Consider the following 13,487-nt stretch of genomic DNA (forward strand, 5'->3'; position numbering starts at 1 on the left):
CCCCTAACTGCAGTACTGGGCCGCCTTCCCGATGGACCGGTACATGCAGTCCGCGTTCTCCAGCAACTGCAGCACGGCGTCCCGGTTCCTGGCGGTCTCCCGGGCGATCACCTCGTCGGGCGGATAGAACCCGCCCTGGGAACTGGACGTCGGGTACATCTCGAAGGTGTAGGCGAAGATCTTCTGGTTCCCCCACAGCCAGTCGTCGATCGACCCGTCCGTGATGTACAGGTCGCTGGACTGCTCGGGCGTGTACCCGTTGCTGGCGGCCATCTTCTGACCCACCGTCGCGAACGCGTTCCGGTCGTCCGCGGTCATGCCGGTCGTCGTGTCGGCGGTCGTGTACCCGAACGGCCACAGCACCAGCTCGCTGTACGTGTGGAAGTCGATGCCGGCCTTGATCTGCTGCACCCCGCCGACCACGCGGCTGCGCACGAAGTTCGCGACCACCTTGACCTCGGGGGCCGACTCGGCCGCCGGCCCGCGGTAGGTCTCCGAGGACGTCGACCCGGACGAGCCGCCGCAGCAGCCCCACCGGTGGTTCCAGTTGCGGTTGAGATCCGTACCGACGTACGAGGAACCGGAGTTGGGCTGCCGGTTCTTGCGCCAGGAGCGGTACGAGCCGGTGGCGATGTCGTACTCGCCGCCGTCGGGGTTGAGGTCCGGCACGATCCAGATCTCCCGGCTGTCGACCAGGCTGGTCACGCGTGAGTCGGTGCCGTAGCCGGAGGTCAGCTGGTCGAGGAGGTAGAGCGCCATCTCCACGGTCAGGTGCTCACGTGCGTGCTGATGGTGGGTGAACAGCACCTCGGGCTCGGACTCGTCCGTCGCCACGTTGTCGCTGATCTTGAGGGCGACGATGTTCCGTCCCTGGTAGGACGTGCCGATCACGCGCTGGCTCACGATGTCCGGGTGGGCCGAGACGACGGAGTTGATCTGGCTCGTCATCTCCGCGTAGTTGTGATAGCGCGAGTCGGCCGACGGGAAGTCGTAGAGCCGCAGCTCGTCCTCGCTCAACCGGTCCGGGGCCGCGGCCAACGCCTGCACCTGGTAGCCGAGTCGGCGCAGCTCTCTGATCTGGTCGGCGCGGCCGGAGACCACCACGGTCTCCTCGTCGGCCTCGTCCACCGTGACGCCGGTCTGCTGGATGGCGGTACGGGTCAGCGGGGTCGTGTGCTGGTGGATCTCGTACTGGCGGATGTCGTCCGCGGAGGGGGCCGCCTTGCCGACGCTGTCGGCGGACGCGTCCATGGAGGTGAGGGGCGCGGCGAGCGCCAGGGCGAGCAGGGCGGCGAGCGCGGCGGTGCGTCTGCCGGCCCGGGCGCCCGAGCCCCGTGTCCGAAGTCGCATGAAGCCTCCTTGTGGGAGTGGGGAGTGGCGATTCAGTGCGACGTACGTGGTGCGGGTGTGCGGCTCATGGTCGAGGCATGGCATGAGCAGGTCAAGGGCGGATGAAGACGCACTGGCGCGAAACGGCCGCTCCTCCGCGCGCCGCGCAGCCGCGGTCCATGCTGCCCGCGGACGGACTCACGGACCGCGCACGCCCTCTTGTCACGGCTGGATCTTTGCGGTTTGTTGACCTTCATGGCGGACACCACGGGACACCCCACTGACACCCAGGTATCGACCACCCCCACACCCCGCAAGTCCAGTTGGAAGTACATCGGCCCCGGCATCGTCGTCGCGGCCACCGGTGTCGGCGCGGGCGACCTGGTCGCCACCCTCATCGCCGGCAGCAACTTCGGCTACACCCTGCTGTGGGCCGCCGTCATCGGCTGCCTGGTGAAGATCTCCCTCGCCGAGGCCGCGGGCCGCTGGCACCTGTCCACCGGCCGCACCCTCTTCGACGGCTGGGCGAGCCTGGGCCGTTGGACCACCTGGTTCTTCGTCGTCTACGCCGTCGTCTGGGGGTTCGTGTACGGCGCGGCGGCGATGTCGTCGAGCGCGCTGCCGCTCCAGGCGCTGTTCCCGGGCGTGCTGGACCTCGAATGGTGGGGCGTCGCCTGCGGCCTGGTCGGCCTGGTCTTCGTCTGGTTCAACAAGTACGAGGTCTTCGAGAAGGTCATGACGGTCCTGGTGGGCGTCATGTTCGTGGTGACCGTCTACCTGGCGGTCAGGGTCACCCCGAACCTGCCCGACGCCCTCGCCGGCCTGCTCCCCGTCCTCCCCGACGAGAACGACTCGATCCTCAACACCCTCGGCCTGATCGGCGGCGTCGGCGGCACCATCACGCTCGCCGCGTACGGCTACTGGGTCAACGCCAAGGGGTGGACGAACACCGGCTGGATGAAGGTCATGCGGCTCGACAACCGCGTCGCCTACGCCACCACCGGCATCTTCGTCATCGCCATGCTCTTCGTCGGCGCGGAGCTGCTGCACTCCGCGAACATCGCCATCGCGAGCGGCGACAAGGGCCTCATCCAGCTCAGCGACATCCTGGAGCAGGAGTACGGCTCGGCGACCGCCAAGTTCTTCCTGATCGGCTTCTTCGCCACCTCCTTCACCTCCCTCATCGGCGTCTGGCACGGCGTGAGCCTGATGTTCGCCGACTTCGTCGCCCGCTACCGCACCGCGGACACGGCGAAGGGCGAGGAGGTCGCCTCCGGCGCGCGCGAACGCTCCTGGCCCTTCCGCGCGTACCTGCTGTGGCTGACCTTCCCGCCCATCGTCCTGCTCTTCCAGGGCCAGCCCTTCCGCCTGATCATCCTCTACGGCGTCCTGGGCGCGGCCTTCCTGCCCTTCCTCGCCGGCACCCTGATCTGGCTCCTCAACTCCTCACGCACCCCGGCGCAATGGCGCAACGGCCCGGTCAGCAACGCGATGCTGGCCATCGCCGGGCTGCTGTTCCTGGTGCTGTGCGTCAAGCAGATCTGGGATCAGCCCTGGTCGGAGTTCTTCTGACCGGTCAACGACTCCTCCCGGCTCGGCCCCCACGCCGAGCTGAGCGCGATCGTCTTGAGCTGATCGATCGTCAGGGCGGGCTTCTCACGGCCGGGCGCGTCGTGCGGCCCGCCCTGGTTGTAGGCGCTGATCACGACCCGCAGGCCGTTGATCCGCACCGTGTCGACGGTCCACCGGACCGCGCCGGCGACGTCCTTGTCACCGGCGTCCTCGTGGGTGACGAGCATCGTGCCGTCCCCGACCTCCTCGGCACCGTCGAACATGCTCTCCCCCAGCAGGTCCCCGCTGTTCGGCTGCACGTTGATCTCGACGAGGCTCTTGCCCTTGCCGTCGTCGACGACCACATACCCGTACTCGCCCTCGTCACCGCTGCGCGAGACCACCTGCACCCCGTCGGGCAGCAGGTCGACGAGCTTCTTCGCCACATCGGTGACGGGCGCGGACTGCGTCGGCTCCGGCTCCTGAGGGGGCGGCCCGGGAATGGCGTCGATCGCCTTCAGCCAGGCCGGCGCGGTGGCCAGCTTCTGCAACTCGGCGTTGTCCAGGGGTGGTTCGTCCCGCGTGACCGGAGCGTCCTTCTCCGCCGCCGCGTTCCACTCCGACACCGAGACGTGCTGTCCCTCGGCGCTGACGAGATCGGCGTACCACCACTTGGTGGGCACCCGCTTGTCGGGATACTCGTACCCCTGGACGATCTTCAGCACCGAACCGTTGTCGAGCCGGGTGGACTTGCAGTCGTCGTAGGGGACGTACAGCTTGTCCGGGCACTGGGCCAGCTGGCGGGCCTCCTCCCCGCCCGGCTGCACCCGGTTCAGGCTCACGGCGACGGCCGCCGCCCCGTCCCCGTCGTCCCATACGAGCGCCGCGTACGGGCCCGCCTTGTCCGCCGTGCCGCTGCCGCGCTCCTCGCTGAACTTGCCGTACCCGAGCTGCTCCTTGAGGGTGTCGATCAGCTCCTGGTCGGAGACGGCGGGCAGGGTCGGCGTGACGGTCGGCGTGGCGCTCGGACCGGCCGCCACCGAGGCCTGGTGCGGTCCCGCACCCCCGCCGGGCAGCAGCAACGCACCCCCCACCCCGACGAGCGCCAGCGAGGCCGCACCGCCCACGACGGCGGCCCGGCGCCGCAGCCGCAGCCGCCGCCCACGGGCCAGCCCGGCCGTCGTGAGCGCGGCCAGGTCGGGTTCGAAACCGCCGCCTGCGGCGCGCAGTTCGGCGGCGACACGGTCCTCGAAGGGATCGCTGTGCTGGTCAACGGGCATGGCAAACCACCGTTTCCGCGAAGTCTGAGTGATGGGAGTCGTGGGGGAGGGTGGAAGGGGAACGTGCAGGGGGAGCGTGCAGGGGGAGCGTGGAGGGGGCGGGTCAGGAGCGGGCGTACTCGCCCAGGTCCTCGCCGAGCAGCTCCCGCAGCCGCCCGAGGGCACGGGTGCAACGGGTGCGCACCGCGGACGAACTGGCGTTCATCGCGTCGGCGGTCTCCTCGATCGAGCGGTCCTCCCAGTAGCGCAGGACGACCACGGCCCGGTCCTTGGCGGGCAGCCGGGCCAGCGCCTCCAGCAGCGTCAGCCGCAGCGGCACGTCACGCTGGTCGGCGGCGGCCCGGTCGGGGAGGGGGTCGGTGGCCCGCTCGGTGCTGCTGCGCCGCCGCTGGTGCGCGAGGAACGTCCGGGTGAGCACGGTCTGCGCGTACCCGGCCGGATTGCCGACCCGGCTCACCCGGTGCCAGGCGATGTAGAGCCGGCCCAGGGTCTCCTGCACCAGGTCCTCGGCGAGATGCGTGTCACCCGCGGTGAGCAGGCACGCGGAGCGGTACAGATGTCCCGCGCGCGCCGCCGCGAACTCCGCGTACTGGTCCGCAAGGACCTGTCTCATGTGTTCCCCCTGCTCGTGGGTGCCCGGCGTGCACCGTCCTCACTTGTACTGATGCGGTGGGCCCGGGGAAATGTTTCACAGGGCTCGGAGACAGGACGGACAGGGTTGCGGTGCCGGGGCGCGGCCCAGGTAGGTTTCGCCGAGGAAGTCGTACGACAGTTGTACGAGGCAACTCACCCGGGGACACCGATGACCCAGCCGCCCTACGGCCCACCGCCCCCCTCCTACGGCCCCCCGCCGGGAGGCTTCGGCCCGCCGCCCCCGCAGTACCCGCCGCAGTACGCGCCACCCGCGCAGTACGCGCCACCCGCGCAGTACGCGCCCCAGCCCCAGCCCGTCCCCCCGGCCCCGTACCCGCCCCAGGCCCCCGCCGGCCCGGAGTTCCTGGCCGTGGACCGCCACAACTCCGTGGTGATCGACATGTCCGGCGTGGCCTTCGAAATGCGCGGCGCGGAGGCCGAGTTCAGCTGGCCCGAGATCCACACCGTCCATTACAAGGCGACCCCGAACGGCAAGGCCCTCGTCGTCGCGGTGGTCCTGCACAGCGGCCAGTTCTACGAGTGCCAGGTCGAGGCCAGGCCCAAGGACCGCCTGCGGGAATGGTTCGCGGCACTCCAGGCGATCCTCGGCCACTACAAGCCGGTGCGATGACCCGCACGACACCGCCCCGCCCCCTCGACATAGAGGCCCTGTTCCCCGAACTCGCCGCCCACCGCGGCACCTGCACCCGGCTGCACCCCCGCCCCGGCGCCCCCACGCCGTACGACAGCTCGGTGGGCGGCCCGTTGCTGTGGCCCGCGGCCGAGGCGTGGCCGACGTGCACGCAGGAGCACCGCAGGAACACGGGCCGCAGGATCGAGGACATCCACGAGGAACGCCGTGTCCACGCGGCGGCGGACGGCCGCGCCCTCACCGGCGAGGAGCACGCACGCCTGACGGCCCTGCAACGCCGCCACGAGCTCCCGGACATCGCGGACACCCACCCCGTCCCGCTCCTCGCGCTGGCCCAGCTGTACGCCCGTGACGTGCCGAACCTCCCGGCGCCGCCCGGCCGCGACCTCCTCCAGGTGCTGTGGTGCCCCTTCGAGGCCCACGGCTTCCCGCACACCCCCGCCGTCCACCTGCGCTGGCGCGACTCCGGGGCCGCCGCGGCCGAGGCCGTGCTCACCGACCCGCCGCTCCCGCCGGTCGTCGGCTACGAGGGCCTGGTCCCCGAGCCCTGCGTCCTGCACCCCGAGCCCGGGGTCGTGGAGTACGAGTGGCCCGAACTCCTCCCCGAAGACCTCCAGTCGAGGATCGAGGAGTGGGAGGAGGGACTCTGGGAGGACGACGACAACGACGACGACTCCCTGGGCTACGACGCCGACTTCGCGGTGGCCGCCGGCTGGAAGGTGGGCGGGTACGCCTACTGGGGAGTGACCGGTCCGCACCCGATGGTCTGTTCGTGCGGCACGGCCATGGAGCTGCTGCTGGCGATCCGTCCCTCGGAACACGGCGGCAGCCGTAGCTGGATCCCCCTGGAGGACAGCGTCTTCACCCCGACCCACGTCAGCGTGGGCCGGGCCGGCACCCTCAACCTCTTCGTCTGCCCCGCGGACCCGACGCACGCCCACCGGACGTCCCTGCAAGGCTGACAGAAGCCCGGAAACACGAAAGGCAAGGAGGTGTCGACACCCCTTGCCATATTCAATGTATAGCGCACGGGGGGCCTTGCGGCAAGGCCCCCCTCGTCCCGCAGAATCGTCGGCCTGAAGCCGGTACCTGCGGAAACGGGGAAGTCACGGATGCGTGTTGTGCTGCTGACGTATGGATCGCGCGGTGACGTGGAGCCGATGGCGGCGCTCGCCGTGACGCTGCGGGAACTCGGTGCCGAGGTGCGGGTCTGCGCGCCGCCCGACTTCGAGGAACTGCTGGCCGGTGCCGGTGTCCCGCTGGTGCCGATCGGCCGGTCCGTGCGGGCGCTGGCGACGGACGCCCTGACCGGTAAGCCGACGGAACTGCCCCCGACGATGGCGGAGCGGGCCGCCGCCCTGTTCGACTCGGTGTACGACGCGGTCGCCCCGGTCGCCGAGGGCAGCGACCTGGTGGTGGCGACGGGCCTGCTCCCGGCCGCCGCCGGTGCGCGGGCCGCCGCCGAGAAGCTGGGCGTCCCGTACGCGTTCGTCTCCTGCTTCCCGTCCTACCTGCCTTCCCCGCACCACCCGCCGCTCGCCTTCCCGGGCCACCCGCTCCCGGCGGACGTCACCGACAACCGGGAACTGTGGGACCTGAACACCGAGGTCCTGAACGAGCTGTTCGGCGGCGCGGTCGACGCCCGGCGCGCCGGGCTCGGCCTGCCCCCGGTGGCCGGCCTCCGCGACCACGTCCTCACCGACCGCCCGCTGCTGGCGGCCGACCCGGTCCTGAGCCCCTGGCAGGAGCCCGCGGAGCTGGACGTCGTCCAGACCGGCGCCTGGATCCGCGCCGACGAACGGCCGCTCCCCGAGGAGCTGGAGAAGTTCCTGGCGGCGGGCGCCCCGCCGGTGTACGTGGGCTTCGGCAGCATGCCCCTGCGGGACGCGGCGGACGTCTCTCGGGCGGCGGTGGAGGCGGTCCGGGCGCAGGGCCACCGGGTGCTGCTCGGCCGCGGCTGGGCCGACCTGGCGCTGATCGACGGCCAGGACGACTGCCTCGTCGTCGGCGAGGTCAACCAGCAGGAGCTGTTCCGCCGGGTGGCCGCGGTCGTGCACCACGGCGGCGCCGGCACGACCACGACGGCCGCGCGGGCAGGGGTACCGCAGGTGGTGGTGGCCCAGATGGCCGACCAGCCGTACTGGGCCGGCCGGGTCGCCGAGCTGGGTATCGGCGCGGCCCATGACGGCCCGACGCCGACCTGCGCGTCCCTGACGGCCGCGCTCACCGTCGCCCTGGCCCCCGAGACCCGCGAGCGGGCGCGGTCCCTGGCGGCCGAGGTCCGCACGGACGGCGCCGCGGTGGCGGCGAAGCTGCTGCTGGACGTCGCCGCGCAGGGCGGCACCGGCGCCCCGTAAGGTCACCGGGCGGCACTCCGCCGAGTCCGGAGCCCTGTCGCCCGCGTCCTGTCGTATTCATCCGCAATCATCCTCATTCGGCCTCGCATCGGAGCTGATCACGTGAACCCCCAGGGAACCGCCGCCACCACGGCGTTCGCCCTCCCCGACCGTCTCTCCGCCAAGGCCGACCCCACCCTGATCGCCGGTGACGAGCGGCACTTCGCGGCGATCGCGGTGAGCCTGGAGGAGTCGATCGCCGAACTGTCGACGCGCCTCGACGCCGAGCTCAGGGCGCCCGGCGGAGCCGGCCGGGCCGCCATGGAGCGGGACGCGGAGATCCACCGCCTGACCGCCCGCCTGCGCACCCTGCGCCGCTTCGGCCTCGACCTGTGCCTCGGCCGCATGGTCGCCGCCGACGACCCCGAGCCCCTCTACGTCGGCCGCCTCGGCCTCACCGACAGCGAGGGACGCCGCCTGCTGATCGACTGGCGCTCCCCGGCCGCGGAGCCCTTCTTCGCGGCCACCCACGCCCACCCGATGGGCCTGGCCAGCCGCCGCCGCTACCGCTGGACCGACGGCCGGATCAGCGACTACTGGGACGAGGTGTTCACCGCCGACGGCCTGGAACGCCAGGTCGCCCTCGACGACCAGTCCGCCTTCATCGCCAGCCTCGGCGGCAACCGCTCCGACCGGATGCGGGACGTCCTCGCCACCATCCAGGCCGACCAGGACGCCATCATCCGCGCGGGCTCACGCGGCGCGCTCGTCGTCGACGGCGGCCCCGGCACCGGCAAGACGGTCGTCGCCCTGCACCGCACCGCCCACCTGCTCTACTCCGACCCGCGCCTCGGCCACCGCAGGGGCGGCGTCCTCTTCGTCGGCCCGCACCGCCCCTACCTCTCCTACGTCGCCGACGTCCTCCCCAGCCTCGGCGAGGAGGGCGTACAGACCTGCATCCTGCGGGACCTGGTCGAGGAGGGAGCCGCGGCGGGCCCGGAGCCCGACCCGGAGGCGGCGCGCCTGAAGTCGTCGGCGGACATGGTGAAGGCGATCGAGAAGGCCGTACGTTTCTACGAGGAGCCGCCCGCCGAGGGCCTGACGGTCACCGTCGACCACACCGACCTCCGCCTGACCGCCGCCGACTGGGCGGAGGCGTTCGACGCCCCGGAACCGGGCACCCCGCACAACGAGGCACGCGGCCAGATCTGGGACAAGCTGGTCGCGATCCTGGCGGAGAAGTACGACGACAAGCACGACGAGAAGCACGACGGCCGGGACGGCGTCCCGCCGGAGCTGTTCCGCAGGGTGCTGCGCCAGCACAAGGAACTGGTCGGCGCCCTCAACGCCGCGTGGCCCCTGCTGGAGGCGGCCGACCTGGTCGGCGACCTGTGGACGGTCCCCGCCTACCTGCGCCTGTGCGCCCCCTGGCTCACCCGCGACGAGGTCCGCACCCTGCAACGCGCGGACCCGAGTGCCTGGACCGTCTCCGACCTCCCCCTCCTCGACGCGGCCCGGCAGCGTCTCGGCGACCGGAAGGCGGACGGCCGCAAACGCCGGCAGGAGGCCACCCTCGCCGCCCAGCGCGAGCAGATGGCGCAGGTCGTCGAGAACCTGATCGCCGCCGACCCCGACGGCGAGGGGCTGATGACGCAGCTGCGCCGGGAGGACTTCCAGCGCAACCTGGTCGACGAGTCCGAACTCACCACCGCCGAACCCGACCTCCTGGCAGGCCCGTTCGCCCACATCGTCGTCGACGAGGCACAGGAACTCACGGACGCGGAATGGCAGATGCTCCTGCTGCGCTGCCCGTCCCGCAGCTTCACCATCGTCGGCGACCGCGCCCAGGCCCGCCACGGCTTCACGGAGACCTGGCAGGAACGCCTCCGCCGCATCGGCCTGACCAGCATCACCATGGCGTCCCTGAGCATCAACTACCGCACCCCGGAAGAGGTGATGACAGAGGCCGAGCCGGTCATCCGCACCGCCCTCCCCGACGCCAACGTCCCCACCTCCATCCGCAGCAGCGGCATCCCGGTCGCGCACGGACACGTGGAGGAGCTGGCCTCGATCCTCGACACGTGGCTCACCGACCACCCCGCCGAGGGCATCGCCTGCGTCATCGGAGACCCGGCCTTCCAGCCCTCGGCCCGCGTCCGCTCCCTGACCCCGGAGCTGTCGAAGGGGCTGGAGTTCGACCTGGTGGTCCTGATCGACCCGGAGAACTTCGGGACGGGCGTCGAGGGGGCGGTGGACCGCTATGTCGCGATGACACGCGCGACCGAACGGCTGGTCATCCTCACCGGCTCCTGACAAGGTGACCCCTGTCGTCGAACGATCGGGGGAGCCCTTCATGACCGTCGCCCGCGCCCGCAAGCGCGCCGTAACCGTCCGGACGCTGCTCTGGACCGGGCGCGAGGAAGACCTGCCCGCGGTCCGTGCCTTCCTCGGCGACGACTTCGCCGGTGCCGAGGAGCGGAACGGCACGCCCGTCCTGCGCATCCGCACCATGGAGCGCGGCTCGGAGCCGGACGAGATCCCGCCGGGGTGGGTCCTGATCGAGGGCGTGCGCGGCGAGCACTACGCCTGTGAGGGGGAGATCTTCGCCGAGACCTACGAGATCGTCGACGCCGATACGCTGCCGCCCGCCGACCGGGCCGCGGTCCTGCTGGAGGCCGCCGACGCCATCGAGGCCGACCAGATCCGCGAGGAGCACGAGGAGCGGGCCCGGCGCGGCGGGCTCACTCAGGAGACGGTCCTGCGGGGTGCCGCCGTACGCGCGAAGGCGGACCTGCTGCGCCGCATGGCCGCGGCGCAGCAGGTGACCTGACAGCGACAGTGGCGCTACGGCAGTCCGTGCACGTGCGGACCCACCGCGTTCGACCAGGCGTTCCCGGCGGAGGCGTCCCAGTTCGTCGACCAGGTCATCGCGCCCCGCAGGTCGGGATACGTCTTCGACGGCTTGAAGGAACCGCACCCTGTGCCCTTGGTCAGGCAGTCCAGGGCGTTGTTCACGACGGTCGGTGACACGTACCCGCTGCCCGCGCCGCTCGTCGAGGCGGGGAGACCGAGACCCACCTGGGACGGCGCGAGGCCGCCCTCCAGCTGGATGCAGGCGAGGGCCGTCAGGAAGTCCACCGAGCCCTGTGAGTACACCTTGCCGTCGCAGCCCAGCATCGAACCGCTGTTGTAGTACTGCATGTTGACGACGGTGAGGATGTCCTTGATGTTCAGCGCCGTCTGGAAGTAGCCGTTCGACGTCGACTGCATGTCGATGGTCTGCGGCGCCATCGTGATGATCAGCGACGAGCCCGCCTTCGAGGACAGTGACCTCAACGCCTGTGTCATGTAGGTGGCGTTGATGCCGTTCTCCAGGTCGATGTCGACGCCGTCGAAGCCGTACGTCTGCATCAGCGAGTACACCGAGTTGGCGAAATTGGCCGCCGAGGCCGAGTCGTTGATCGACACCGTGCCGTTCTGGCCGCCGACCGAGATGATCACCTTCTTCCCGGCCGCCTTCTTCGCCGCGATGTCCGCCTTGAACTGGTCGACGGTGTAGCCGCCGAGGCCGGCGGAGTCGAGGTTGAAGGTCACGGCGCCCGGCGTCGTCGTCGCGTCCGCGAAGGCCACGGCGATGATGTCGTACTGGGACTGGACGTCGGAGATCTTCTGGACGGTGGCGCCGTTGTTGAAGTTCTGCCAGTAGCCGGTGACGGCGTGCTTGGGGAGGGCCGGGCCGGTCGGGGTGGCCGTGGTCGTGCCCGTCACCGTCGCCGACTTCGGCGACTCACCCGCCGAGTTCGTCGCCGTGACCTGGAAGGAGTACGACGTCGAGGCCGCGAGGCCGGTCACCGTGGCCGACGTGCCCGTCACCGCCGTGACCTTCGTGCCGTTGCGGTAGACGTTGTAGCCGGTCGCGCCCGAGACCGTGTTCCAGGCCAGCGACACCGACGAGGACGACGTGCCGGAGACCGCCAGACCGGCCGGCGCGGCCGGGACCGTCGGCGCCGGGTCGGTGCCGCCGCCTCCGTCGGGGCCGTAGACCGAGAGGTCGTCGGCGTAGTAGGCGGCCTGGCCGTACCAGCCGTGGGTGTAGACCGTGACGGACGTCGTCGAGGCGCCGGTGGTGAAGGTGGTCGACAGCTGCTTCCAGGACGCGGAGTCGGGGGTCCAGGTGGACACGTCCGTCGTGCCGGTGCCGGTGACGCCCAGGTAGGAGTACCCGCCCTGGACCCAGGCGCTCAGCGTGTACGTCGAGTTGGGCCGCACGGCGACGGCCTGGGTGCACTTGGCGTTGTCCTGGCCTGCCGGGGTCGCCTTCAGGGCGGCGGCGCCGCCGTGGACCGGCGAGGAGACGGCCGTACCGCTGCTCGCCGTGCAGGTCCAGTTGGTCAGGCCGGACTCGAATCCGGCGTTCTTGACGTTGTTGACGTCCGCTGCGGACGCCTGGCCCGCGCCCGCGAAGGACAGGGAGAGGGCGACGAGGGTGGCGGTGGCGACTCCGGACCAGAGCCGGGTCGATCGTCTCTGTGGGGACATGACAATAAACTGGTCCAGACCAATCAGTCTGTCAATAGGTCCAGACCAAGCCGCGCGCTCATCGCGCCGCCCGGCATGGGCCCCCAGGCCCACCCGGCGGCCCCGGCAAGGGCCCCAGGGTCGAAATGTGACGGGCAAGATGCTCAACCTGCCCCGATTTGGCGCAACTTGTGTAACGGCAGTTCCTCGCCAGCTACACAAACGCTGTTCTCCGGTCACAACCGCGTGGTTAGAGTGCTGACGTAGTCACGCAGTGAAGTCGACTGGGTGGGTCGGGTAACGCCGGTCGGGCCGGCGGGGCATGGGAACGGGGAGCTGCGCGTGCCAACTGCCATTGCCGTGACCGGTGCCGACATGGCGCTGCCGCCGCAGGACGAGCGGACCGTGCCCGCGGTCGTCCTGAAGGACCTCGACCGTCAGCCGCTCGACCGGGCGCTGGCGGCGATGCAGGGGCTGATCGACCAGTGCGGACATGTGATCGTGGTGTGCTCGCAGGTGGCCGCCCCCGGCGTGGAGCAGCGGCTGCACACGATCCGCTCCCTGCTGGAGAGTGACCGGATCGCTCTGTTCCGTCCCGATCTGCCGCCTCTCGGACTGGCCGTCCTGGCCCGTCAGTTGCGGCAGCTGGCCTCCTGCGACCTCAGCCCCGGCGTCCTCGCCTCCGCGGGCCGCCTGCTCACGCACTACATCCACGCGGGTGCCGTCCTCGGCTCCGTCACCAAGCTCGACCGCGTCCCCGTGGGCCTGAAGTCCCACGCCAAGTCCTGGGTGCCCGGCAGCCAGTTCGGCGTCATCGCCCACCCGGAGCCGCAACTCGTCCGCATCGGACCGGAAGCGGCCCTGTCCGGCCCCGAGTTCGCCACCTCGATGCTGGTCGCCAAGGGGCAGCTCCAGACCGACTGGGTCGCCGACACCCTGGCGCCCGCCTGGAACGTCCAGGGGCTGCGCGAGGCCCCGCTGCCCGCCGAGTCCGCGGCCTGGTGGGGCACGGCCAGGCTGGTCGAGTTCTGCACCTTCCTGCCCGACCTCTCGGTCCTCTACCAGCTGGTGACGTCCGTCCGGCAGAGCAGCTGCCACTGGTGCGGCATCGACGTCATCGGCGACCGCTGTGTCTTCTGCTCCGCGACATCGTCCCTCGAACAGAACCAACTCACCGCCGGGTGAGCC

General features: G+C 71.1%; 11 protein-coding genes. 7 read left to right on the top strand and 4 right to left on the bottom strand.

Annotated features, from left to right (window positions below; genetic code table 11):
- Positions 1-3 precede the first annotated feature (3 nt).
- On the bottom strand, positions 4-1,350 hold the full coding sequence (locus DI272_RS28990) for a M14 family metallopeptidase (protein WP_109498158.1): 1,347 nt from the start codon (positions 1,348-1,350) through the stop codon (positions 4-6).
- A gap of 234 nt (positions 1,351-1,584) precedes the next feature.
- Between DI272_RS28990 and DI272_RS28995 the strand changes: the two genes are divergently transcribed.
- A complete protein-coding gene (locus DI272_RS28995) occupies positions 1,585-2,901 on the top strand; it encodes an Nramp family divalent metal transporter (RefSeq protein WP_109501093.1) in 1,317 nt (438 codons plus the stop codon).
- Here the strand turns inward: DI272_RS28995 and DI272_RS29000 are convergent.
- Positions 2,877-4,160 (bottom strand): hypothetical protein, encoded by a 1,284-nt coding sequence (locus DI272_RS29000; protein WP_109498159.1) that lies wholly within the window; start codon positions 4,158-4,160, stop codon positions 2,877-2,879. The genes DI272_RS28995 and DI272_RS29000 overlap by 25 nt on opposite strands.
- 103 nt (positions 4,161-4,263) lie before the next feature.
- On the bottom strand, positions 4,264-4,773 hold the full coding sequence (locus tag DI272_RS29005; RefSeq protein WP_109498160.1) for a SigE family RNA polymerase sigma factor: 510 nt from the start codon (positions 4,771-4,773) through the stop codon (positions 4,264-4,266).
- A 189-nt stretch (positions 4,774-4,962) separates the two neighbouring features.
- Between DI272_RS29005 and DI272_RS29010 the strand changes: the two genes are divergently transcribed.
- From DI272_RS29010 to DI272_RS29030, 5 genes are all read left to right on the top strand, one after another.
- On the top strand, positions 4,963-5,424 hold the full coding sequence (locus DI272_RS29010; RefSeq protein WP_109498161.1) for a hypothetical protein: 462 nt from the start codon (positions 4,963-4,965) through the stop codon (positions 5,422-5,424).
- Positions 5,421-6,407 carry a hypothetical protein gene (locus DI272_RS29015; RefSeq protein WP_109498162.1) on the top strand — a complete coding sequence of 329 codons (987 nt, stop codon included), beginning with the start codon at positions 5,421-5,423 and terminating at the stop codon, positions 6,405-6,407. Before DI272_RS29010 ends, DI272_RS29015 begins: the two co-directional genes overlap by 4 nt.
- 150 nt (positions 6,408-6,557) lie before the next feature.
- Positions 6,558-7,802, top strand: coding sequence for a glycosyltransferase (locus DI272_RS29020; protein ID WP_109498163.1), 1,245 nt, complete (start codon positions 6,558-6,560; stop codon positions 7,800-7,802).
- Positions 7,803-7,904: 102 nt separating this feature from the next.
- Positions 7,905-10,094: an RNA polymerase recycling motor ATPase HelR gene (helR, locus tag DI272_RS29025; RefSeq protein WP_109498164.1), complete on the top strand. Its 2,190-nt coding sequence runs from the start codon at positions 7,905-7,907 to the stop codon at positions 10,092-10,094.
- A 40-nt stretch (positions 10,095-10,134) separates the two neighbouring features.
- Entirely contained in the window at positions 10,135-10,611 is a 477-nt protein-coding gene (locus DI272_RS29030; RefSeq protein WP_109498165.1) for a hypothetical protein, read from the top strand.
- 14 nt (positions 10,612-10,625) lie between these two features.
- Here DI272_RS29030 and DI272_RS29035 read toward each other — a convergent pair whose 3' ends face one another.
- Positions 10,626-12,320, bottom strand: a complete 1,695-nt coding sequence (locus DI272_RS29035; protein ID WP_109498166.1) for a chitinase — start codon at positions 12,318-12,320, stop codon at positions 10,626-10,628.
- A gap of 354 nt (positions 12,321-12,674) precedes the next feature.
- Between DI272_RS29035 and DI272_RS29040 the strand changes: the two genes are divergently transcribed.
- Positions 12,675-13,484: a hypothetical protein gene (locus DI272_RS29040; protein ID WP_258314912.1), complete on the top strand. Its 810-nt coding sequence runs from the start codon at positions 12,675-12,677 to the stop codon at positions 13,482-13,484.
- Positions 13,485-13,487: the final 3 nt, after the last annotated feature.

It is taken from the genome of Streptomyces sp. Act143 (genome assembly GCF_003143935.1).
Taxonomy (GTDB): Bacteria; Actinomycetota; Actinomycetes; order Streptomycetales; family Streptomycetaceae; genus Streptomyces.